This window comes from Novosphingobium cyanobacteriorum, from assembly GCF_029436685.1.
In the GTDB taxonomy this organism is placed as follows: Bacteria; Pseudomonadota; Alphaproteobacteria; order Sphingomonadales; family Sphingomonadaceae; genus Novosphingobium; species Novosphingobium cyanobacteriorum.
Genome location: NZ_JAROCY010000026.1, coordinates 17,288 through 39,016, shown reverse-complemented (window position 1 = coordinate 39,016; position 21,729 = coordinate 17,288). Strand labels below are relative to the sequence as shown.

Below are 21,729 nucleotides of genomic sequence, written 5' to 3'. Positions count from 1 at the left end.
CGCCCTTGGATTTGACCATGCCATGTGCGACCTTCGCCCGGCCCGGAACATGGCGTTCGCCTGACGGCGTTCGCCGTCGGCTGCAACGAAAAGCATTCAGGAGTGCAGATGTCCGCCCAAGTCCTTGCCCGTTCCAAGAACGTGGATGCCACGCTCGCGCGGCTGATCGCGGAGGGGCGCGAGATCGGGGTTCAGGTCGCCGCTTATCTTGATGGCAAGCTGGTGATCGATTCATGGGGCGGCGTTGCCGATCCGGCGACCGGCCGTGCGGTCGACGGCGATACGCTGTTCAACATGTTTTCGGTGACCAAGCCGATGGCCGCAACTGCCCTCCACATTCAGGTTGCGCGCGGGCTGGTGGACTACGACGCCCGGGTCATGGATTACTGGCCGGAGTTCGGGGTCAACGGCAAGGAGCCGACCACGGTTCGCGACGTGCTGACTCATCGCGCCGGCATTCCGCAGATGCCCGAGGGCGTCACGCCCGAACTGATGTGCGACTGGGAGTGGATGACGAAGGGCATCGCCGCCCTGACCCCGCTGGCGCCTCCGGGTGAAAAGGCGCTATACCTGTCGATGACCTTCGGCTGGCTCGTGGGCGAAATCGTGAGGCGGACCGATCCGGCGCACCGCGATATCGGCACGTTCATCCGCGAGGAAATCGCCCTGCCGATCAGCGCGCCGGACATCTGGGTGGGCCTGCCGGACGAACAGCTGCCGCGCGTTGCCAAGCTGGTAAACGCCATGCCGGTGGTGCCGCCGGAATACCTGCCGCCGCTCTACACTGCCTCGATGCCGCCGCAGGTGGATCTGGTCCCCGAAGTGTTCGAACGGCCCGATGTCCGTCGTGCGCCGATTGCCGGAGTGGGTGGGATCTTTACCGCGCGCAGCTGTGCCCGGTTCTGGGCGATGATTGCACAAGGCGGTGAGCTTGACGGCGTGCGCATCCTTCCGGCCGATCTGGTCGCCACGTTCAACACGCCGCGCCCGATTAGCGACGAGCCCGACCCGGTGATGTTCGGGATGCCGGTCCCCCTTGGCGTCGCCGGCTTCTGGCTGGGCGGCGACACATTTTCCGTCCGTGCGGCCAAGCACCAGCGGGCGGTCTGCCATCCCGGTGCGGGCAACTCTATCGGCTTTGCCGATCCGGAGACGAAACTGGCCGTCGCCATTGCGCACAACCGGATGCAGGCACCGCAAACGCGCGAGGAGGATACAGCCTTCATCATCGCCGAGGCGATCCGGGCCGACCTCGGGATCGATTGAGGCCAAGCCAGTGCCCACGGTTACCTTCATTGATCCCGATGGTGCAGCTGCGCAGGTTGACGTGCGGCGCGGCGAAACCGTGATGAGGGCGGCCCGTGCGGCCGGCATCGAAGGCATCATCGGCGAATGCGGCGGGTTCATGAACTGTCTGACCTGCCACTGCTATGTGACGGCAGGCGAGGGCGGGCAGGTTCCCGCACCTTCCGCAGCCGAGGCCGATCTGCTGGATTGTCTGGCCGAGCGGAGGGCCAACAGCCGGCTGACGTGCCAGATCGTCGGGGAAGATGGTCTTGAGGGTGCGGTGTTCACCTTGCCCTCATGGCAATGAGCGTGAATTCGAAAATCTACCGCAAGCACCTGCTTGTGGCGCGCAGGATGGCGGCACCGCCAATACCGGGTCAGGCCCGAGGCAGGTTGCCGGTGAGAAGAGGAGCAAGTTGAGATGGCTACGCAACCCAAGCCCGCCGGCCCCCTGCCAAAGCTGCGGCCGGAAAACTACCTCTCGCGCGAATTTGCGCGGGGCGAGAACGAGCACCTGTGGGGCAAGGTCTGGCTGGTCGCCGGGCGCGAGGAGGAGCTGAAGGGGGTTGGTGACTACCTGACCTTCAACGTGGCCAATGAATCCATCGTGGTGGCGCGCGGCAAGGATGGGCTGGTGGCCTATCACAACGTCTGCCCGCATCGCGGACGTCGTCTGGCCGACGGCTGCGGGCGTGCCCAGCAGTTCCGCTGCAAGTACCATGGCTGGACCTTCAACCTCGAAGGCAAGAACACCCAGGTCCTTGATCGCCACGACTGGGAAGGGGCGCTGGACGACGAGCGGCTCGACCTCTGGCCGGTGCGGGTCGATACCTGGGGCGGCTTCGTCTGGATCTGCATGGACATGGAGGGCGAGAGCCTTGCCGAGTACCTCGAGACCATCCCGCAGTACCTCGATCCGTTCGAATTGCAGGAGATGCGGTTCCGCTGGAAGGTTGAACTCCACCTCCAGGTGAACTGGAAGGTGGCACTCGAAGCCTTCATGGAAGGCTATCACGTGGCTGCCACTCATCCTCAGCTGATCCAGGTCGCGGGCAACGATTATACGCAGAGCTATGCCCAGGGAAAGCACGCCCATTTCGGCTACTGGAAGGATGTCCAGCCGCTCGGCACCCCGTCACCGCGGCTTGCGACCAAAGGTTTCGAGGATCCGCGCGAAGGCGTGATCGAGTTCTTCCGCCAGATCGAGGAAGACCTCAACGCGATCCAGACCGACCGCGATTACGAAGCGGCCAAGAGGATTCGCGAGGTCCTGCCGCAAGGGACCGACGCCATGACTGCGATGGTCACCGCGATCGAGCTGGGCCGACAGGCGGCAATCGAGGATGGCACGCAGTATCCCGAGGCATTGACCTTCGAAGCCATGGCCCAGGCCGGGAGTGACTGGCACATTTTCCCCAATTGCGTGACCTTGCCCTATTTTGACGGGGCGCTTTGGTATCGCGCCCGGCCGGACCATCGCGATCCGGAGAATCCGGACAAGTGCATCTACGAAATCTGGTCACTCAAGCGCTATGGCCCGGGCAAGGAGCCGAAGGTCGAGACCCGGATCATCACCGATCCGACGACCGAGAGCGTCGGGCTTATCCTTGATCAGGACATTGCGAACATGACCGAGGTCCAGGCCGGGATGAAGTCCAGCAAGTTCCGTTACGCACGACCAAACCCGGTGCAGGAGATGGAGGTGATAAACTTCCACCAGACGCTGGAGCGGTATGTGCTGGGACAATCGACCGGCGGCATCTGAGCTGCTGAGCAGCTGGAAGGGCGGAGCGCTCGTTCGTCGGACAATGGTAGGCTCACCGGCAGCTGTCTGGTGGGGCGAGGGGGCAACATATTCCCTATTTGATGAACCGAGCGATCGTTCGGTTTTGTTTGGTTGAGGCCGATGGGAGGCGTATGGTGCTGTCGTGAACCGGACTTCCATCGAGTCTGCGACGGTTCTGCATTTTTCAAGTCGACCAAGGAGAACATCGTGGCTGGTCAACAGACAGCGCTCAAGTCCATCGACAACACGGCCCCGGTTTACGACGGTCCGATCTTTGACGGTGACACCCACATCCAGGAGAAGGACTATTCGTTCTTTTCCAAGTACCTGCCGGAAAAGTATCACCGCGAATGGCTGCCTGCCCGCAAGCGCGGCGAAGATGGCAAGTTCGGACTGTTCGTTGGTGAAACCTGTGTCCAGAACGCCGACATCCGCGAAGACGGCAAGATCCCCCCGCCGGGGAAGCTGAAAGAATGGCTGATGGCCATCAACACCGGCATCGCGGTGGATGCCTCGGCGGATGTTACCTTGGACATGTACGAGCGCGATGCCCGCGTTGCCAAGATGCGCGAATTCGGCGTCGATGGCTCGATCATGTTCGTCGGTGAATTCGTCGCGACTTTCGGCGTTCTCGGCGTGCTGGCCGACCAGAAGGGGCCCGAGGGGATGAACGCGGTGTTCCACGCCTGGAACCAGTATCTGGTCGAGGAATGGGGCCTGAACGTCGAGGATCGCGTCTATGCGACCCCGATCCTCGCGCTCAACGATGTTGATTGGGCCGTTCAGGAAGCCAAGTGGTTGGTCGAAAACGGTGTGCGCGTCGTGGTCATGCCGATGGGGCCGGTCAACGGCAAGGCTCCGGCTGACCCGGCCTTTGACCCGGTGTGGCAGGTGCTCAACGATGCCGGCGTCGTCGTGACGTTCCACGTCTCCGAAGCCAACTTCATGCACCCGCTGATCGAGTTGTGGGGCGAAAAGCCGATGATGTCGCGCCGCGAGGGCCAGACCGCGTGGCAGTGGATGTTCTGCTATTCGGAAATCCCGGTGATGATGACCATGGCGTCGTTCGTCTACTGGAACTTCTTCGAGCGCTTCCCGAACATCAAGATCGCCAGTGTCGAGAACGGTGCGGAATGGCTGCCCCGCTGCCTTTACAAGATGGACAAGATGCGCGGCATGGCTCGCAACGGCTATTGGCCGATGGGCCAGTTGAAGGAACGCCCGAGCGCGATCTTCAAGCGCCACTGCTTCGTCGTTGCCTACCCAGAGGACGACATCCGCAAGATCGTCGAGGACATTGGTACTTCTGACTGCATCCTGATGGGTTCAGACTATCCGCACGCCGAGGGCGTCGCCCAACCGCGGGATTTTGCGGACGAAGCGCTGCGGGGCATGTCGGAAGAAGACATCCGCAAGATCATGTTCGAGAATGGCCGCCGCATGCTGCCGAAGGGCCGCACCGGTCTTCCGGGCTGATCCGCCAGTCGAACCAAAAGAAAGAGGGGCGCGTGCATCCAGCACGCGCCCCTTTTCTGTTGTCGCTCCCAGCGCACGGCGGGAGCGCAGTGGTCTTGACGGTTACTGGGGGACAGTGCCTCCGGCCATCAGTTCGGCAATCTCGACCGAGGTGGACAGGTGCGAGGCGATGCCGCCATCGACCTGGATCACCTGGCCCGTGACGAAGCTGGAGCGGTCAGAGGCGAGGAAGGAGACGACTTCGCCGATTTCCGCAGGCGCGGCATACTTGCCGATCAGGGTGTGGCGGCGGAAGATTTCACGCAGGTCGTCCGGCAGGCCCTTCTTGAGCGAGGAGGTAAGCACGGGGCCGGGTGAGACCGCGTTGCAGCGGATGCCCTGGGAGCCGTACTGGGTGGCAATGTAACGGGTCAGGGTTTCGACCGCGCCCTTGGAACTGGCATAGGCGGTCGAGAAGAAGTTTCCGCCGACCACCGTGCCCGAGCTGATGTTGATGATCGAGCCGCCGCCGTTCCTGATCATCGCCGGGATCGCGTGCTTGCACATCAGCATCGTGCCACGGGTGTTGACGGCAAAGGTCTCGTCCCACCAGTCGACATCCATGTCGCCCACCAGCAGATCCTGATCGGCCGAGGTTCGTGCAGCGTTGTTGTCGATCGCATCGAGGCGCCCGAACGTATCGATGGTGAAGGCAATCAGGTCCTTGACCGCCTGTTCGCTGGAAATGTCGGCAGCAAAGCAGGCAACGTCGTGGCCCTTGGCGGCAAGGGCATCCGTGGTTCGGCGCACGGTTTCGTGGTCCACGTCGGCCAGCACGACCTTCGCCCCTTCACGCGCCAGAACCGCAGCCGTTTCTGAGCCGATGTTGCCGGGAAGCCCTGCGCCGGTAACGATCGCGACCTTCCCCTCCAGTTCTCCAGTTAGAGCCACTGCAGCATTCCTCCTCTTCCCGCAGTCTCGCGTGATCCGAGACCTGCAACATCGCCAAGCATAGGCCCTGGCCCATGGCTTTGCACACGCGCGGCGGGGACAAATCACATGTGTAACAGGTGGCAGGATCGAGGGTGAGCCGCCCGTTTTCCCTTGGGACCCGGTCTGCGTGCACCTTAGCATCCGGGCAAATACGATATCATGGGAGACCGATTGTGGACCTTGAACTGACCGGAAAACGCGCACTGGTTACGGGCAGCAGTTCGGGCATCGGCGCGGCCATCGTGCGGATGCTTGCCGCCGAAGGGGCGGTGGTCATGGTGCACGGCCGAGACGAGGCCAAGACCAGGGCCGTGGCGCAGGGACTGGTCGATCAGGGCGCGAATGCGTCCTACGTGACCGGCGAACTGAGCCAGGAGGAAGACTGCGCGCGGGTGGCTGAGCGGGCACTGGAGGTCTTGGGCGGGGTGGACATCCTCGTCAACAATGCCGGTGGCATGGCCGCGGTCAATCGCCCGGATACCAAAGCTGAAACCTTCAACCGTCCGTGGCTGGAGACGCCATGGGACGACTGGCGCTGGACCTACGAGCAGAACGTCGGATCGACCGTTCGCCTGATCCAGGCACTGGCGCCGGGCATGATCGAACGGGGCTTCGGGCGGATCATCAACATATCGAGCGCTTCGGCCACGCAGACCGAGCCCGATCTTGCCGATTACCAGCCAGCCAAGGCGGCCATCACCAACCTGACCAGCGGCCTTGCCAAATCGCTTGGCGGCACTGGCGTGACGGTCAATTCAGTGACGCCGGGCACCATCGCCACCGAGGGTGTGCGCAGTGGCTTCGTCGAATGGGCCAGGCAACTGGGCTGGGGCACGCCCGAGTGGGCCGAGATCGAGCGCCGCTTTACCACCGAGGTGATCCCGCAGCCGACGAAGCATTTTGGCAGGCCCGAAGATATTGCGCGGATGGTGGCGTTTCTGGCCAGCCCGCAGGCGGGTTATATGACAGGCAGCAACTATCGTGTCGATGGCGGTGTGTGCCGGTCCATCAACTGAACGCGACCGTTGTGCGCGTGCAACTCACCCCCGGAGCAACCACGCTGGGGAATTGATATCAGGCCCTGTCCGCCGAATTGCCTGCTCTGGCGATAATGTCCTTGGCCGCAATATCGCCGAAGGTGAAAGCGGGAGAGATACTGGCGCCCGGCCCTGGATAGGACCGTCCCATCACAGACGAGGTGCAGTTTCCGGTGGCATAGAGCCCTTCGATCACCGAGCCATCGGCCTTCAGCACCCGGGCGCGTTCATCGGTCACGACACCACCGAAGGTGCCGACATCGCCGGGGAAGATGCGGGTGGCATAGAACGGCCCGTGGGCGATGGAGCCGACGCAGGGATTCGGCTTGTGCGTCGGATCGCCGCGCAGACGGTCGTATTGCCGTTCGCCCTTATGGAATTCCTCGTCGATTCCGGTCTCGGCAAAGCGGTTGTAGCGGGCCACCTGGGCGGCGAGGCCGGCAGGATCGATCCCGGCCTGCCGGGCGAGATCCTCGATCGTATCGGCCTTGATCAGGAATCCGGATTCCAGCCATTTCTTGATCGGCTTGGTGCCGGGCATGGCGGTGCCATAGGCATAGTTGCGCATGGCCCGATCGTCGAAGATCGCAAAAGCCGGGACAGCATCGTTCTGGTACAGCGCCTCACCCAGTTCGACATAGGATGAGGCCTCGTTGACGAAGCGATTGCCGTCGCGCTTGACCCACATGTAATGCGGTATGGCGATTTCGCCGACATGCATGAAGGGACTGCCGGTTCCATCCTTGCCCACGGCTCCGGCGGGGAGCGAACCATCGGGGTTGAGCGAGGTCGGCACCCAGACGGCGAGGTCGAGGTTTTCCGTGTCCGCGCCGTGGCGGATCATTTCCTCAAGCATTTCGCCGGTATCGCCGGGGTTGGCATTGGTCCACGAACCGCTGATCGGGTGGCGCTGGTACTTCTGGCGCATGGCGTCGTTGCGGGCAAAACCCCCGGCGTTGACGAGGACGCCATGCCGCGCCTTCACCGTGGTGCGCGCACCGCGATAGGTGCCGCTGACGCCGACGATCCGACCGTTTTCCTCGATCAGCTCATTGGTGGCGAAGTTGGCAAAGATCGGGATGCCGTGGCGCAGCGCCATTTCCAGCATGCGCCCCTGAAGCGAGGCGCCGTGAGCGAGGATGTGGCGGCCAAGGATCTTGTTCTTGACGATGCTGAAGGCGAGCCGCGCGAAGATCTTCTTCGCTTCGAAGGTTCGCTTGAGCATCAGCATCTTGATCAGGTACAGCGATGGCATCGGAATGCCGGCAAAGGCGGTGCCGCGCGACAGCAGGTCTTCCCACGGGCCGAGATTGCGGATGTCGTAGGGCGTGGCTGTCAGCGAGCGGCCGCGCGGTTGCCCACCATCGCGATCGTCGTAATAGTCCGACCAGCCATCCGGATAGTCGAACTGCATGCCCTGTTCCTCGAGGAAGCGGATCATTTCCGGTGCTTCATCAAGGAAAGCCTTGCGCCGGGCCGGGGAGGTGCCCTTGCCCACGAAGTCCACCGTGGCGGCCATGTAGCGCTCAGCCAACTCGCGCGAATCCTCAACGCCGTAGCGCTTGAGGATGTGGTTGTTGGGAACCCACCAGACGCCGCCCGAAAAGCCGGTCGATCCGCCGATCTTGTCGCGCTTTTCAAGGATGACCGGCTTTAGCCCGGCAAGTTTCGCGCGAATGGCCGCAACCATCGAGCCGCCGCCACTGCCCACAATGACCAGATCGTATTCCGCTTCGAGCGTGAAGGATTCGGGTGCGGGCAGTGTCACGGGCATGCGCTCCTTCGTTATCGGTCAGGGGTAGAGCCGGGGCACTTCATCCGCAACACACCGCCCCTGCCGCTTGCGTTCATCAACGGTATGATTTGCACCGCCGGATCAACTGGAAGATCGTGTGCTTCAACTCGCCTGTTCGAGCTGTTCGACCAGGCGCAGCACGCTGTTGCGCGTGACCTTGCCAACCGCGCTGACCGGCATCGATGCGAGGATGTGGATCGCCTTGGGCGCGCGAACCGAGCCCAGCTCTCCCTTGGCAAAGCCGATAAGATCGGCTTCCGAGACGTGATGTCCTTGCCGCAGCACGACTGCGGCTTCGACCCTTTGCCCCCAATAGTCGTCCGGACGAGCGATGACCGAGGCCTCGGCGACATCCGGGTGGGAGGCGAGCACAGTTTCCACGTCAGCCGGATAGACGTTGAACCCGCCCGAGATGATCACGTCGCGCAGGCGATCCTTGAGGAAGAGATAGCCGCGTTCGTCAAACGATCCGAGATCGCCGGTGTGGAGCCAGCCATCGACGATGGTCTGCTCGGTAAGGTCGGGCCGATTGAGGTAGCCGCGCATGACGAGGTCACCACGGATGACCACCTCGCCCGTTTCGCCGCAGGGCAGGATCGTGCCGTCGGGCCCCATGATCTGCACGTCGTTGAACGGGCAGGGGCGGCCAACGGATTCGATGTTCTCATCCTGCGCAAGTTCGCGGGCCGTGATGGCCGCGATCATGGTCGGTGCTTCGGTCTGGCCGTAGATCGCGGCGATGTGAGGACCGAACACCTCCTGCGCCTGGCGGATCCGTGCCATCGGCATGGGTGCTGCACCGTAGATCAGGTGACGCATTCCGGTGTAGCGGATCCCGGCAGCGTTTGCGTGGTCGATCAGCGAATAGATCAGCGTCGGCGGCATGAAGCTCGCCGTAACGCCTTCTCTGAGGATTGTTTCCGAAATCTGCGGGGCCTTGGCGCCATCAAGCAGGATGCTGCAGCCGCCAGCGGCAAGGACGGGAAGGAGGAATGTCCCAGCGCCATGGGTGAGCGGCGCGACCACGAGCATGCGCTCGTCCTCGGCGAACTGGAACGTTGCGAGCATGCTGGCGATGCAGTTCATGAAGGCGCGATAGGGCTGCAGCACGCCCTTGGGATGGCCGGTCGTTCCGCCGGTGAACTTGATTGCGGAGATCGCTTCCTGCAGGTGGACAATGTCAGCGGGCCGACGGCCATCATGGCTGACGCAGATATCTTCGACCCGGGGGGCGCAGCCACCGGTTCCGGCCATGCCGATCATCGGCCGCCCGGCAGGCGCGAACAGGGCCTGGAAGTCCTCGTCAGCAGCGATCAGCGCTAGCCCGGCGGCTTCGGCAATGCCGGAAAGCTCTGCTGCGGAATTACGGGGATTGAGCGGAACCCAGACGTGGCCGGAGGCAAAGACGCCGAGCATCATCACGACGTGCTGCCAGTTGTTGTGACCGCAGACCCCGACGCGGGACTGCTCTTCGGGCAGGCGCTCCTGAAGGTAGCTGGCAACAGCTTCGACCCGGCGAGTCAACTCGCGATAGGTCAGGCGAACTTCCCCATCGACTACGGCATGGCCGTTGGGGTTAAGGCGCAGCCCCCGATAGAGCATATGGATCGGCAGCATTGGTCCAGTTTTTCCCCATGGCCGGGCGAGCAGGATGCGATGAACATCCCGCTGGCCAGGCGACCCCACATTTGCATCCGCCCGAACCAGGCGGGATGCGGATCAGTTTGCGTCGACAAGTCCTCGCGGCGTCCAGCGCTTGCCTTCGGCCAGGCCCAGGAAATCGAGCCCGCAATCGCGCAGGGCGTTGTCCGAAACCATGACGTGCTGGGTTGCAGCGAAGCTGTCGCGCAACGTGCGCTGCAATGGCCCGGCGTGCAGAGCGACGCCACCGCCCGCGCGGTGGGCGAATACCGAGATTTCCATCATGGCATTCGTCGCATGGTTGAGCGCGAGACGTGCCAGCGTGATCTGGCGGACCGAGACCGGTTCGCTCTTGTCGACAGTGTCCTGAATGTCTGACCATACATCGTAGACGAATGCCCGCGCGGCGCGCAGCTTGCCTTCGGCCACGGCATAGTCCTGCTTGAAGGCATCTGAACCGCCCAGCGAGGCAAGCGGGCTAGGCCGCCCGGTGGGCGATGTGACGAGTGCCAGCAATTCATCAAGGATGCGGCGACCGTGGCCGAGCGCAAAGCCGGTGTGGCCGAGGGCGCTAAAGCCCACCACGCCGATGCGATAACCGTTGCCGCCACGCTTGCCGACCACTTCCGAGGCGGAATGGGTCATCTCATGCGGTACGTAGACATCGCGGATCGCATAATCGACACTGCCGGTCGCGCGCAGGCCCAGCACGTCCCAGTTGCCGAGGAACTCGACCTGCTCGACCGGGACCACGAAGATGCGGCTTTCGGGTGTGTTGGTGCCGGGGATCATCCGCGGTGCGCCGTTTTCGTAGATCATCGCGCCGGCATGGATCCAGTCGCAATGCAGGCAGCCACTGCCATAAGTCCAGGTGCCGCTCAGCCGGTAGCCATTGCCGTCAATCTCGGCCTTGCCGCGCGGAGCGCCAGCGCCTGCGACCATTGCGCCCGGCTTGGCGAACACGGTCCTGACGCCTTCGTCAGGCAGGAAGGCGGCGGCCGATGCCGTTGCGACATTGGCGGCCATCGTCACCCATCCGGTTGCGGAATCGCTGTGGCACAGGGATTCCACCACGGACAGGGTCTGCAGTGGGGTGCAATCTGCACCGCCCAGTTCCTTGGGCACCATCATGCCGAAGAAGCCGTTACCGCGCAGTTCCGTGACGGTTTCCGGGCTCAACTGGCCAGCGGCTTCGTTTTCCGGCCCTTTGGCCTCGAACAGCGGCGCAAGACGCTCAGCCTCCGCCTTCAAGGCGTGTTCTTCGGGGTTGGCGCGCAGAGTCTTGTCATGAAACATGCGTTCTTGCCTCAGTTTTGAGCCTTGCCGTGCTCGACAAAGAGAGTGGAATTGAAGACGCGGGAAGCGCCATGCCGGTGGGGCAGCGTCAGCATGCGGTCCACCCACCGTCCTGGGTGATGACCTGGCCCGTCACATAACCCGATGCGGGCGAGGCGAGGTACAGGGCAAGGCCCAGAATCTCGCTGGCTTCGCCCCGGCGCTTCATGGGAATGCGGCGGTTCATTTCGGTGTAGAAGCGTTCTTCCTCTTCCTTGGTGCGTTCTCTGCGGCGCGCATCGCCCAGACGGGTGCCGCCATGCCAGCCCGGCGCAATCACGTTGGCACGGACGTTTTCAGCCGCGTATTCAACTGCAACCTGGCGGGTAAAGCCGATCACGCCGGCTTTGGCGGCCGCGTAGTCCGTGCTCGAGGCAGGGAAGTCGGGGAAGTAGCCACCGAGGCCGAGGATGGAGGCGACGTTGATGATCGAGCCGCCCGCTTCACGCATCTTGGGCAGCATGGCGCGGGTCATGAAGAACGTTCCGGTGAGGCTGATGCCGACGCCGCGTTCCCAGTCCTCGGTCGTCATCTCATGAGTGAGGGTCGGAGGCGTGGCCACGCCCGCAAAATTCACCAGAATGTCGAGCCTGCGGTCACCGAATTCAGCGGCCAGCGCGCTGACGGCGGCTTCGTTCCAGACGTCGAGCTGGCAGACTTCGGCAGCGCCGCCGGCAGCCGTGATGCGGGCGACCACGTCTTCGGACCGCTCGCGGCTGACGTCGGCGCAGATCACTGTCGCTCCAACCTCTGCGAAACCTTCGGCAATCACCTGGCCCAGTCCGCTGCCCGCACCTGTGACCAATGCGGTCTTGTTCTGGAGGCCGAAGAGTTTGTCGAGCAATTGCATGGTGATGGATCTCAATTAACTGGCCCGCAGGCAGGAAGACTTCATTCGGCACAGCTTTAAACCAACGAGAATGCCGGCAATTAGAAATCTGGGTCAGGATTCTGTCAACGCGACCGATTGGACATTACATCTCGGATACTTTGACAGGCCCTTGCGTGCAGTGCGGTGCAGATCTGATCTGGCGCAGGGGCAAGGGCACGGCGCGCTACTTGTGGCGCGCTGCGGTTGGCAGCCCGGGATACTTTGTGCCGTTGCGATCAGGGTTTGTAGAGCGGCGCAAAGCCCTGTGGCGTCGCGGGGGCGATCTCAGGCTTCAGCTCGCCGAGCTGTTCGTCGAAATCGCCTCCAGCCTGCGCACGGAACGGAATGGGCGGTGTGGTGAACAGATCCCGCATCCGGCCGCGCACTTCATCGCACACTTCGTCATAGCGGCCATCGAGGTGATGGGTGCGGTAGACCAGCAGTGAGGGCAAGACGGCAAAGCCGGGATAGTACAGCATCCCGTGCGTGATCGGGAACAGCAGGTCATCGATCGGGCCGTTGACGCCCCCAGCGCTGAAATACGTTTCGCGTCCACCGATCATGACCATGATCATCGCCCTCTTGCCCGACATCCGGCCTGCGCCATAACGCTCGCCAGACAGCTGGTAGCCGATCCCGGCCGTCCACACCCGGTCGATCCAGCCTTTCATGATGGCCGGGACCGAGAACCACCACAGCGGGAAGGCAAAGATGACCGCGTCGGCCCAGAGCACCTTTTCCTGTTCGTCCAACACGTCCTGCGTGAACGCGGACGTGGCCGAGGCCTGCATCGAGGCGACAGTAGGGCGCAAGGGTTCACCCTCGGCAAGCGCGGGGAAATCCTCGCGGACGACGCAGGGCTGAAAGTTCATGGCGTAAAGGTCGCTCACCCGCACCTCGTGCCCATCCGCTTCAAGCTGGCTGATCGCCACATTGCGCAAGGCATTGGTCAGCGAGGACGGTTCCGGATGCGCCGATACGATCAGAACTTTCATGGATGCTGCTTTCAGAAAGTGAGCTTCTGGGGGCCGAGATCCCCGGCGCAGGGGGGAGATAGGTAGCGACATGCAATGGTGTCAATTCGCCGGCGTCAAGCCTGCGAGAGGATCACCCACGTGAAGCTTGTTCCTGCGCGATGCAGCATCCTGGGCTCATATCAGCCATGTGATTGGCCGTGGCTGGGTTCGCTGGCATGGCGGTTCGCGGCCGGGAGATCAATGGAGTTCGGCGAGGGGAGCGCGTGCAGGAAAAGGGATATCCGATGGCGACGGCGCACCCGATGACTCCGGTTGACGATCTGATAGACGAGCTTGGTCGGCCGAAGGCTGGGGCACCGCTCGGCGCACTTCTGTCCGCCCATGCCGTGATCAAGGGGGATGCGACCGCGCTCGTCCTTGGCGATGCCAGCCTGAGTTTTGCCACGCTCGACCGGATGAGCAACCGGCTGGCCCGGATGCTGGAGGCGCGCGGAGTAAAGGCGGGCGCCCGCGTGATCATCTCCATGCCCAACCGCCCCGAATTCATTGCCGCAATGTATGCGGCATGGAAGCTGGGGGCCGTGCCCTGCCCGGTGTCCTACCGTCTGGTGGCCGGCGAGTTCGCAGGCATGGTCGCACTGATCGAACCTGCCTGCATCGTGGCGGATGCAGCCACGCAACCCGGCTATGCCGACCGGCTTGACGTTGATGCTGCCGACTGGGCTGCATTTGATGAAAGCCCCTTGCCCCCGGCCGTGTCCATGCCCGGAAAGATCATGGCAAGTGGTGGAAGCACGGGCCAGCCCAAGCTGATCATCGACCCGGTGCCATCGGTCTGGGGCCCCGACAAGGCATCGGTCTTTCGCCCGGCCGGCATCGTCACGCTCAATGCCGGGCCGCTCTATCACACGATGCCCTACAACTACTGCATCCTGCCGCTGGCCGAAGGCAGCAAGACCGTATGCATGACCCATTTCGAGCCGCGCGAATGGTTGCGGCTGGTGGACCGGCATCGCCCTCACTCGGTCAATCTGGTGCCAACGATGATGAGCCGGATTGCGAAGCTTCCGGTCGAGGTTACGGCATTGGCAGACCTTTCGTCGATCGAGGTCCTGTTTCACGCTGCCGCGCCTTGTCCGCCCGACGTAAAGCGCTGGTGGATCGATCGGCTCGGTGGTGAGCGGGTGCTTGAGGTCTACGGTGGAACCGAAAGGATCGGCGCTACGCTGATCTATGGGCATGAATGGCTTGAGCGACCCGGGTCCGTGGGCAGGGCGGTCAGCGGTGACGAGATCATCATCCTGAATGAAGACGGGCAGCAGCTAGGGCCGGGGCAGGTGGGCGAGATTCACTTCCGCCGTCGCGCACTGGGACCGGGCACCAGATATGCCTACATCGGCTCAGAGACGCGCATCCGCGGCGATCTCGACAGTTTCGGCGACATGGGCTGGGTGGACGAGGACGGTTATCTCTACATCGCCGACCGCCGATCCGATATGGTGATCGTTGGTGGCATGAACGTCTATCCGGCAGAGATCGAGGCGGCGATCGAGCTGCATCCCCTGGTGCAATGCTGCGCGGTAATCGGGTTGCCGGATGAAGACATGGGCAGCCGCCTCCACGCCATCGTCGAACTTCCCGCTGGCCACGAAGTCCCGGTAGATGGCCTTGCGTATCTCGCTGCGGAACTGGAACGGCTGGCTGCATATAAGCGGCCACGGTCAATTGAATTCACCCACGAGCCGGTCAGGGACGATGCCGGCAAGGTCCGCCGCACCCAATTGCGTGATTTGCGGCTGGGCCCGTCCGCCTGAGGTGGCGTCGCGTCAAACTACCCATCTGATTTGAGTCAGGGCAGCAAAATCCGTGGGTGTGTTGGTTTGGCATGCTGGCTAGTCCGTCGAATAGCGAAAAGCAGGAGTATGTGATGCAGGATTACTCAGGAAAATGGTTGCGCAAGCCGCAGACCCTTCTGTTCGAAGTGGTCGGAGCCGTGGCGAAGGTCACTCTGAACCGGCCGGAAAAGCGCAACGCACTTTCCCACCAGCTGGTCTACGAATTGCGCGATGCCCTGCTTGAGGCTGATGACCGTCATGACATCAACGTCGTCCTGCTCGAAGGGGCAGGCAAGGATTTCTGTGCAGGTTATGACCTGACATCGTCCTATGAACAGACGCTGGAGGACGAAAGCGCGCTGGAGCGGTACTCCTATCGCCCACCATACGGCAGCTTCGATAACGACTGCTGGGCGATGGAGCGCTTTCAGGCCGTCCCCGATCTGATTATGAACATGCACAAGCCGGTGATCGCCAAGATCCATGGCAACTGTCTGGCAGGGGGCACCGATATCGCGCTGCGCTGTGATATCGTCGTGGCAGCTGAAGATGCCAAGATCGGCTTTCCGGCGACCCGTGCCAACGGCTCTCCGCCGTCGCACATGTGGACTTATCTTGTTGGGCCGCAATGGGCCAAGCGCCTGCTTATTACCGGTGACGTGGTGCTGGGACGCGACGCGGCAAAGCTCGGTCTGGTGCTCGATGCGGTCCCGGCCGAGGAGCTGGACGAGTTCGCCATGGCGCTCGCCTCGCGGGTTGCCCTTGTCGATCCGGAGCTCAGCGCCAGCCAGAAGCGGATCGTGAATATCGCGATGGACCAGATGGGCATGGCGATCACCCAGCGCTTCGCCCGCGAAATGGACGCCCGCGCCCATCTCGGCACTGGCCCGCGCCGCATGCAATTCAAAACCGACATGCAGAAAAGCGGCTTGAAGACGGCTCTTGCCAATCGCGATGGGCCTTTCGGCGACGGCGTGGTCAAGCTGCGCACCGACCGCTAGGAATTGAGGTTCTCGAGGCCCTGGCCAAAAGGCTTGGGCCTCGATCGGCTTACCCTGCCAACGCGTTCGCGAACATGTCTATCAGCGCGTTGCCGGTTTCATCGCCTGTTTTCAAAGCCATCATTCCGCTGACCATCGGTGAAGTGACCGTCCGGTAGGGCGGGTGTGCCGACGTTGCTATGCCGACGATGATGTCCGCAACCTCGGCCGATGACTGGCCGTGTTCGGCAAAGGCCTGTTCTGAAAGCCTCGCGTAGTTTGCCAGCATTGGACCATAGGCCGCAGTCGGCGCAGCTAGACCGTTACCGTCCACCGCGTCGGCTTGGGCGTTGGCGTTGAACTGTGTATGCACGGGGCCGGGCGCGACTACACTGCATTGTATTCCCAGCAGTTTTGCGACCGGTGCGAACGACTCCATCATTCCTTCGACTGCGAACTTGGCCGCACTGTAGGCATCGTTGAAGACCTGCCCGATCATCCCGCCGACGCTGGTGACTGTGATGATCCTGCCTGACCGCGCCGCCCGCATGTGCGGCAGCACCGCCTTGATGGTGTTCCATACGCCGAAGTAATTGACTTCCATGGCATAGCGAAGGTCGGCGTCCGAGACCTGCTCGATTGACCCGACCACGCCCGCGCCGGCATTGTTCACCAGCAAGTCGATGCGGCCATGCGAGGCGATGACCTCGTCCACGCAGGCAGTGATCGAGGCGGGAAAGGTGACGTCCAACGCCCTGATCTCGATCTCCACACCGGCATTTGCCGCTTCGTCCACGAGGGCCTGTTTCCGGCCCGGATCGCGCATCGTGGCGATGACGTGGAACCCGGCCCGGGCAAGGCGCACCGCCGTGAAAAGGCCGATCCCAGTCGAGCAACCCGTCACGATGGCAACGCGCATGGGGGAATTGTCCATGCTCCCTAGCCCTTCGCTGCTTCCCAGATGGCCAACCTTGCGCTTCCCGGATCGAGTGCGTCGCTGATCGGCATCTGCTCGGTCCCGGCGCGTTTGCCCAGCTCGGAGAGGATTGCTCCCGGATCGTCGGTCTCTACTTCGTAGATCGCCATATAGCGGTGCTCGCCGCCCGTGGCGCAGAGGAACCGCTCTCCCGAAATGACGCCGGGGATTGCGACCACATCGGGCAGGTGTTGGCCATCGTACCATCGCACATAGTCATCATCCCTGCCTTCGGTGGCATTGCTGAACGCGACCAGTTTGTAGCGAGCCATGGTATTGTCCCTTGTGTTTGGCGACGTCGGTCTCCTCATGCCGAGGTGATGCGGCGTTGATAAGCGGCAACGCGCCTAGCCAGTTGCGCTGCCCGTTCCCCGGCATTCACCCAACGGGTGCCTGCGGGCAATTGACCGCGGAGGGCATCGATTGTGGTCTGCGTCGCCGAAGCGAAAATCGCGCGCCCCTCTGGCTGCATGGCCTGCCAGCGAAGTATCATCAGGACATTCTCATAACCGCTGGTGTCTAGCCAGTTCCAAACGCCCGGATCCCGTCGCGCTATCACCGTGCGGATATATCCGTCGCTGTCGACGCTGGCCTGGGCAGCCGTAAGGCTCGACTGGATCCGCTGATAATCCAGTGAGCGGTAGAGCCAGTCCGTCAGCTCGACGGCAGCATAGCGGGCACCAGCCGGATCCCAGGTGAGAATGACCGCTTCGTCAGGCCCGATGCGGAAATGGCCGCTGCTGGTGCCCTGCGTCGCCATGCCGACCCCGGTGCTGGCGAGGGGGAGGGCGGGCAGGATCGAATTGACTGCGATGCTGCTGAGCATGTTCTGGAACCAGAAATACTGGAACACGTCGCGCAGGGCATGGCGCGTGGCCCGCGCGAACATCTCGTCCAGGGTGATCGGGGGCGCCTGTGCCGGTCCGATCCGCTCTATCGTCAGATCAAGGGGGCTTTCTGCTTCCCAATCCATCATCGAATCGCGCACGAACAGGAACCTGTTGCCCTCTTGGGTCTGCAGGTGGTTCCGGCGCCCGTCACCCGGCCGCTCATCGATCTCGATCACGAAGCTGCCGTCGTCTTCCCAGACGAGGTCATGGTCCTCCAGCAGGGCCACAGTCTGCGATGTGCCGAAGTTGTTGGTCAGCGTGAATGATATGTTGGCGGCACGCTTGCCGTTTGTCCGGCCGGACAGGCGGTAGCGCGTGCCATGGGCGATCCCGGCAAGGCGGTAGCAATTGTCCGGATTGTCGCCACCTGTGCGGGCGCCGGGAACGCTTGTTCCGTGCCACTCATGGGCTGGCATGAAGTTGCGGACGAGCCGGGGGTGCTGACTGTCGGACGCAGCCCCCTTGAAGAACCAGTTGGTGAGAAACTCATCGGCCAGATCGCCAAGCATCGGGCGCATTTCGTCGGGCAGGCGTGAGCCGTACCCGATCTCGAAATACTTCGCGATCTGCGCGCGGATCGGGTTGCCGCGCGGGTCAGCGCGCATGGCCCGGACATCGGCCTCGGCGGCCAACTGGTCTGGGTTGGCGATGGGATTGGGCATGATCATCCTTCCGCTGCGGTGCCAGACAGCGCGCGTTTGCGATGTTGCGGCGCCAGATCGAACTGCTTGAGATAAGGTGCGAAGGCCGCCGCGATATCAGCATCACTCATTGCGAACTCTTCGAGCGAGTACTTGCGCTCCGGCCCCTTGCCGTGGGAATCGACTTCGAGATGACGTTCCATAGCCTCGCGCGCAGCCGTGGAGAGGCGAAGGCCGAAGGCGTCGTAGAGGCGAGAGACCGTGGCGATTGGATCGGCGATCAGGTCGGCGAACACCACGTCGACTACCTGTGCATCTCTGCCCGGACCACTGCGCCAGGCGGCATAGCCGTTCATGGTCTGCGCCCAGATGGCCAGTTGCTCGCGGCCGATGGCTTCGAGATCCATGTGCTGATCCGAAAACAGCCCGCGCAGGGCCGCGAGCAGACTGGCCATGGACGGAACGATCCTGGCCGGATCGCGATGGTTTACGTAGACAAGCGCATCCGGGAAGGCGAGGTACAGCTCGTTCCAGGCCATGATGTGGGCGGGCGTTTTCAGTGCCCAGCGGCGGTTATCGCCCTGCGCCTGCAGATACTGCATCACGCCGATCTGCCAGCGATAGGCAAGCGCGGTCTTGTCGGCTGTGGCTGCCATGAACTCTGGAACATTCCACAGGCCGCCAAAGAAGCCGGTGCACGCCCCTTCCTGCATGAACAGGCATTCTTCCGGCAGGTTCGCGCCAAACGGGTGAATGGTGCGCATCGCAGGGTCAGTCATGCCCTGCCAGGCGATAAGCTCTTCGTAGATCTCGGCGCGCCGATCGCGACCGTTTTCGAGGAGCGGCACGGGGATGGCCGCCTCGAACGCGCGGGCCACGCGCATTTCCGGGTCCTGTGCGATCAGGCCATGGAGAAATGTGGTGCCTGCTCGTGGCATGCCCGTGCCGATCAGCGGTGCAATGATCCGCTGGTGGTCCACGCCCGCCGAGCGTTTGCGGGCGTCGAGATAGCGCAGTCTCGAGATGAGTATGGTCAGCAGTCTGGTGAACGATCGCCTGCGGCCAGTGGGAGAAAGATCACCCGTGTCCTCGATTGCCTTGCACAGCAGCGCGAAATCGTGGCGGAAACGATCCTCTTCCCATCGTTTCCCGCCCCAGTCGGACAAGGCGGTGAGTGCCTGCGCCTGTTCGATCAGGCCGTCGGCGGCAAGAGGCCGCTCCCACTCGGCCAGGCCGGCCCTGTATGCAGCAATGTGGCGTGCATCGTGTTCCGACAGTGCCATGCTCATCGGTCAATTGCTCCCCGCTTGCGCTGTAATGGAAGTCAAAATCACCGCTGCCGCGATTTAGGCTTCCTCTCCGTCAACCGGGGTAAATGGTGAGGAATAGGCCGGGAAGGCCCAATTATTACATTTGACAGGTTAGTGATGCTAATGCACCCGAGGCCCATGCGGAACTGGAACCACCTGATCCCGTTCATTGTCGCCGCTCGGGAGTTGAGCTTTCGCAAGGCTGCTTCCCAACTCGGCGTGACGCCCGGAGCCATCAGCCAGAACATCGCGCAATTTGAACGCCGTCTCGGGTTCAGCCTGTTTTACCGGCTCACGCGGGAGGTGCGGCTTACTGACGAAGGGGCGCGCCTGTTCGAAATGCTGCGGGGCCAGGTCGAGGATCTGGACCAGACCCTGTCGCTGGCCTCCGAGATACCGCTGAGGCCCAGCGGCACAATCCGTGTAGCCGCCTTTACCTGCTTTGGATCGCAATGGCTGGTCCCGCTCCTGGCGAGCTTTCTGGAAATGTACCCGGAGATCAATCTGGACCTCCGCTTCGCCTATGACCTTGCCGACACCGAGCAGGTGGACATCGTGGTCAGAAGCGGTCTGCCCGAAAATCCGAACCTCGAATATCACGAAGTGATCAAGATGCGCTCGATCATGGTCGCAGCGCCGGCTTATCTTGCGCGCATGGGCGTTCCCCGGTCGGTGCAGGATCTTGCCGGGCACGTTCACATCATGATCGACAACGGCGCTGGGCCGATCTCTTGGTTCTACCGCCCGGCTGGTGACAGGTCGTCTGCTTCGGTGCGCCCTTATGGCAATTTCGTGCGCACGCCGATGTCGTCTCGCCAGATCGTGGTCCGCAGGCACGTCGATGTGACCGAGGAAATGCTCGAGGCAGGGATGGGGCTGACGATGATCAACGACGAAGTCGTCGAGAGCGCACTGGCGGCGGGACGTCTGGTCCGGATCCTGCCGGATGAGGAATTCCGCCTGGGCAATGCCTCAAGCCACAACGTATATGTCGGCTGCCGCGGCATGGGGAAGATGACGAACCGCGAGGCGCTGCTGTTCCAGCACATCCATGACGGTCTGGCCGCGCGGCAGCAATAGTGTCACTCTGCCGATGCGCGAAAGCTCGCGCAAACCATGGCAGTGATTCAGGCCTGTGGTGGCACAACGATCCCGCGGATCAGGCTTTCCACCCACTTGTCCATCATGTCGTTGCTGGAAAGATCGAAGCCGCTCAGATGCGTCTCGCTGATCCCGCGCAGCGTGCCGATCATGATGAAGCGACAGTGGCGTGGAGTCAGATCCGGGTTCAGTTCGCCGTTCTGCTGCGCCAGCGTGAACATCCGATCCATGGTTTCGCGGAACTGTGCAGTCAGGTTGCGGATACGGTTTGCCGCAGGCGCGCTGAGATGTTCACGTTCGCGGATTGAGACAGCGACGTAATCGGCGTGTTCGATAAGGTCGTTGCGCTGGCATTCGAAAAAGTGCCGGATTTGCCGGGCAAGGCCGACTTGTGCGACAGCCTCGTCAAGATATGCGAGCGAACGCGTCATCCCGAGGATGCAGATTTCGGCGAGGGCATCTTCCTTGGACGCGATGTGAAAATAGAGGCTGGCGACCTTGATGCCGAGTGCATCGGCAATGGTTCTGGTGCTGGAGCCATGATAGCCGTTCCGGGCGAAGATTGCGGCTGCGGTATCGATGGCCTTTTGCCGTCGGGCAGTATGCTTGCCGGTCAATTCACGCTGCGAAACGTATTCCTCAGGCTTGGCAAGCGTATCCATCGAAAGGCACTTTCCACCTTGCTGGTGTTCGAACGGGTCAAGCCGTTGCACTAGTGGCTGAGCCCACATGCAGCTTGCCCGAAAGCCACGCCTGTGTCTCACCAACCAGGTTATTGCAACTGCCGCGTCTGTCCAATCGCTTTTCGCCGCTGTGTCG

19 protein-coding genes are annotated in these 21,729 nt (G+C 62.6%); 8 read left to right on the top strand and 11 right to left on the bottom strand.

All coding sequences use genetic code 11. The features are described from left to right. Window positions 1-108 precede the first annotated feature (108 nt). The 4 genes from POM99_RS19515 (at window position 109) to POM99_RS19500 (ending at window position 4,549) form a co-directional block, all read left to right on the top strand. Window positions 109-1,266, top strand: coding sequence for a serine hydrolase domain-containing protein (locus POM99_RS19515; RefSeq protein WP_277280363.1), 1,158 nt, complete (start codon window positions 109-111; stop codon window positions 1,264-1,266). Between the two features lie 10 nt (window positions 1,267-1,276). Continuing rightward, window positions 1,277-1,594, top strand: a complete 318-nt coding sequence (locus tag POM99_RS19510; RefSeq protein ID WP_277280362.1) for a 2Fe-2S iron-sulfur cluster-binding protein — start codon at window positions 1,277-1,279, stop codon at window positions 1,592-1,594. Between the two features lie 114 nt (window positions 1,595-1,708). Continuing rightward, the gene (locus POM99_RS19505; RefSeq protein WP_277280361.1) at window positions 1,709-3,052 is read left to right on the top strand and encodes an aromatic ring-hydroxylating oxygenase subunit alpha; all 1,344 of its coding nucleotides are present in this window, start codon (window positions 1,709-1,711) and stop codon (window positions 3,050-3,052) included. A gap of 228 nt (window positions 3,053-3,280) precedes the next feature. Further along, complete coding sequence (locus POM99_RS19500) at window positions 3,281-4,549, top strand: amidohydrolase family protein (protein WP_277280360.1); 1,269 nt, start codon at window positions 3,281-3,283, stop codon at window positions 4,547-4,549. Window positions 4,550-4,651: 102 nt separating this feature from the next. Here POM99_RS19500 and POM99_RS19495 read toward each other — a convergent pair whose 3' ends face one another. Continuing rightward, window positions 4,652-5,479, bottom strand: a complete 828-nt coding sequence (locus POM99_RS19495; protein WP_277280359.1) for an SDR family NAD(P)-dependent oxidoreductase — start codon at window positions 5,477-5,479, stop codon at window positions 4,652-4,654. Between the two features lie 215 nt (window positions 5,480-5,694). On the opposite strand from POM99_RS19495, the gene POM99_RS19490 reads away from it, so the two are divergent. Further along, on the top strand, window positions 5,695-6,537 hold the full coding sequence (locus POM99_RS19490; protein WP_277280358.1) for an SDR family NAD(P)-dependent oxidoreductase: 843 nt from the start codon (window positions 5,695-5,697) through the stop codon (window positions 6,535-6,537). 58 nt (window positions 6,538-6,595) lie between these two features. Here POM99_RS19490 and POM99_RS19485 read toward each other — a convergent pair whose 3' ends face one another. From POM99_RS19485 to POM99_RS19465, 5 genes are all read right to left on the bottom strand, one after another. Further along, on the bottom strand, window positions 6,596-8,326 hold the full coding sequence (locus POM99_RS19485; protein WP_277280357.1) for an FAD-dependent oxidoreductase: 1,731 nt from the start codon (window positions 8,324-8,326) through the stop codon (window positions 6,596-6,598). Window positions 8,327-8,455: 129 nt separating this feature from the next. After that, entirely contained in the window at window positions 8,456-9,970 is a 1,515-nt protein-coding gene (locus POM99_RS19480; protein WP_277280356.1) for a class I adenylate-forming enzyme family protein, read from the bottom strand. Between the two features lie 102 nt (window positions 9,971-10,072). Next, window positions 10,073-11,290 carry an acyl-CoA dehydrogenase family protein gene (locus tag POM99_RS19475; RefSeq protein WP_277280355.1) on the bottom strand — a complete coding sequence of 406 codons (1,218 nt, stop codon included), beginning with the start codon at window positions 11,288-11,290 and terminating at the stop codon, window positions 10,073-10,075. Window positions 11,291-11,378: 88 nt separating this feature from the next. Then, window positions 11,379-12,179, bottom strand: coding sequence for an SDR family NAD(P)-dependent oxidoreductase (locus POM99_RS19470; RefSeq protein WP_277280354.1), 801 nt, complete (start codon window positions 12,177-12,179; stop codon window positions 11,379-11,381). Between the two features lie 257 nt (window positions 12,180-12,436). Next, window positions 12,437-13,195 carry an NAD(P)H-dependent oxidoreductase gene (locus POM99_RS19465; RefSeq protein WP_277280353.1) on the bottom strand — a complete coding sequence of 253 codons (759 nt, stop codon included), beginning with the start codon at window positions 13,193-13,195 and terminating at the stop codon, window positions 12,437-12,439. A 266-nt stretch (window positions 13,196-13,461) separates the two neighbouring features. Here POM99_RS19465 and POM99_RS19460 point away from each other — a divergent pair, with 266 nt between their 5' ends. Both POM99_RS19460 and POM99_RS19455 read left to right on the top strand, forming a co-directional pair. Then, entirely contained in the window at window positions 13,462-14,991 is a 1,530-nt protein-coding gene (locus POM99_RS19460; RefSeq protein ID WP_277280352.1) for an AMP-binding protein, read from the top strand. Between the two features lie 113 nt (window positions 14,992-15,104). Continuing rightward, the gene (locus tag POM99_RS19455) at window positions 15,105-16,013 is read left to right on the top strand and encodes a crotonase/enoyl-CoA hydratase family protein (RefSeq protein ID WP_277280351.1); all 909 of its coding nucleotides are present in this window, start codon (window positions 15,105-15,107) and stop codon (window positions 16,011-16,013) included. Between the two features lie 49 nt (window positions 16,014-16,062). Here the strand turns inward: POM99_RS19455 and POM99_RS19450 are convergent, their stop codons facing one another. The 4 genes from POM99_RS19450 to POM99_RS19435 are packed head-to-tail and all read right to left on the bottom strand — an operon-like array spanning window position 16,063 to window position 19,788. After that, complete coding sequence (locus POM99_RS19450) at window positions 16,063-16,926, bottom strand: SDR family oxidoreductase (protein WP_277280350.1); 864 nt, start codon at window positions 16,924-16,926, stop codon at window positions 16,063-16,065. A 5-nt stretch (window positions 16,927-16,931) separates the two neighbouring features. Beyond that, window positions 16,932-17,240, bottom strand: a complete 309-nt coding sequence (locus POM99_RS19445; protein WP_277280349.1) for a hypothetical protein — start codon at window positions 17,238-17,240, stop codon at window positions 16,932-16,934. Window positions 17,241-17,275: 35 nt separating this feature from the next. Further along, complete coding sequence (locus tag POM99_RS19440) at window positions 17,276-18,520, bottom strand: hypothetical protein (RefSeq protein ID WP_277280348.1); 1,245 nt, start codon at window positions 18,518-18,520, stop codon at window positions 17,276-17,278. A gap of 2 nt (window positions 18,521-18,522) precedes the next feature. After that, the gene (locus POM99_RS19435; RefSeq protein ID WP_277280347.1) at window positions 18,523-19,788 is read right to left on the bottom strand and encodes a sulfotransferase family protein; all 1,266 of its coding nucleotides are present in this window, start codon (window positions 19,786-19,788) and stop codon (window positions 18,523-18,525) included. Window positions 19,789-19,947: 159 nt separating this feature from the next. Here POM99_RS19435 and POM99_RS19430 point away from each other — a divergent pair, with 159 nt between their 5' ends. Next, window positions 19,948-20,889, top strand: a complete 942-nt coding sequence (locus POM99_RS19430; RefSeq protein WP_277280346.1) for a LysR family transcriptional regulator — start codon at window positions 19,948-19,950, stop codon at window positions 20,887-20,889. Window positions 20,890-20,936: 47 nt separating this feature from the next. Here POM99_RS19430 and POM99_RS19425 read toward each other — a convergent pair whose 3' ends face one another. After that, window positions 20,937-21,572: a TetR/AcrR family transcriptional regulator gene (locus POM99_RS19425; protein WP_277280345.1), complete on the bottom strand. Its 636-nt coding sequence runs from the start codon at window positions 21,570-21,572 to the stop codon at window positions 20,937-20,939. Window positions 21,573-21,729: the final 157 nt, after the last annotated feature.

What these genes read in the sequence shown, in the direction of transcription:
- POM99_RS19470 (WP_277280354.1), bottom strand. Translation starts at nt 12,179, where the DNA reads ATGCAATTGCTCGACAAACTCTTCGGCCTCCAGAACAAGACCGCATTG.
- POM99_RS19445 (WP_277280349.1), bottom strand. Translation starts at nt 17,240, where the DNA reads ATGGCTCGCTACAAACTGGTCGCGTTCAGCAATGCCACCGAAGGCAGG.
- POM99_RS19460 (WP_277280352.1), top strand. Translation starts at nt 13,462, where the DNA reads ATGGCGACGGCGCACCCGATGACTCCGGTTGACGATCTGATAGACGAG.
- POM99_RS19455 (WP_277280351.1), top strand. Translation starts at nt 15,105, where the DNA reads ATGCAGGATTACTCAGGAAAATGGTTGCGCAAGCCGCAGACCCTTCTG.
- POM99_RS19475 (WP_277280355.1), bottom strand. Translation starts at nt 11,290, where the DNA reads ATGTTTCATGACAAGACTCTGCGCGCCAACCCCGAAGAACACGCCTTG.
- POM99_RS19440 (WP_277280348.1), bottom strand. Translation starts at nt 18,520, where the DNA reads ATGCCCAATCCCATCGCCAACCCAGACCAGTTGGCCGCCGAGGCCGAT.
- POM99_RS19430 (WP_277280346.1), top strand. Translation starts at nt 19,948, where the DNA reads ATGCGGAACTGGAACCACCTGATCCCGTTCATTGTCGCCGCTCGGGAG.
- POM99_RS19435 (WP_277280347.1), bottom strand. Translation starts at nt 19,788, where the DNA reads ATGAGCATGGCACTGTCGGAACACGATGCACGCCACATTGCTGCATAC.
- POM99_RS19465 (WP_277280353.1), bottom strand. Translation starts at nt 13,195, where the DNA reads ATGAAAGTTCTGATCGTATCGGCGCATCCGGAACCGTCCTCGCTGACC.
- POM99_RS19515 (WP_277280363.1), top strand. Translation starts at nt 109, where the DNA reads ATGTCCGCCCAAGTCCTTGCCCGTTCCAAGAACGTGGATGCCACGCTC.
- POM99_RS19480 (WP_277280356.1), bottom strand. Translation starts at nt 9,970, where the DNA reads ATGCTGCCGATCCATATGCTCTATCGGGGGCTGCGCCTTAACCCCAAC.
- POM99_RS19450 (WP_277280350.1), bottom strand. Translation starts at nt 16,926, where the DNA reads ATGGACAATTCCCCCATGCGCGTTGCCATCGTGACGGGTTGCTCGACT.
- POM99_RS19425 (WP_277280345.1), bottom strand. Translation starts at nt 21,572, where the DNA reads ATGGATACGCTTGCCAAGCCTGAGGAATACGTTTCGCAGCGTGAATTG.
- POM99_RS19505 (WP_277280361.1), top strand. Translation starts at nt 1,709, where the DNA reads ATGGCTACGCAACCCAAGCCCGCCGGCCCCCTGCCAAAGCTGCGGCCG.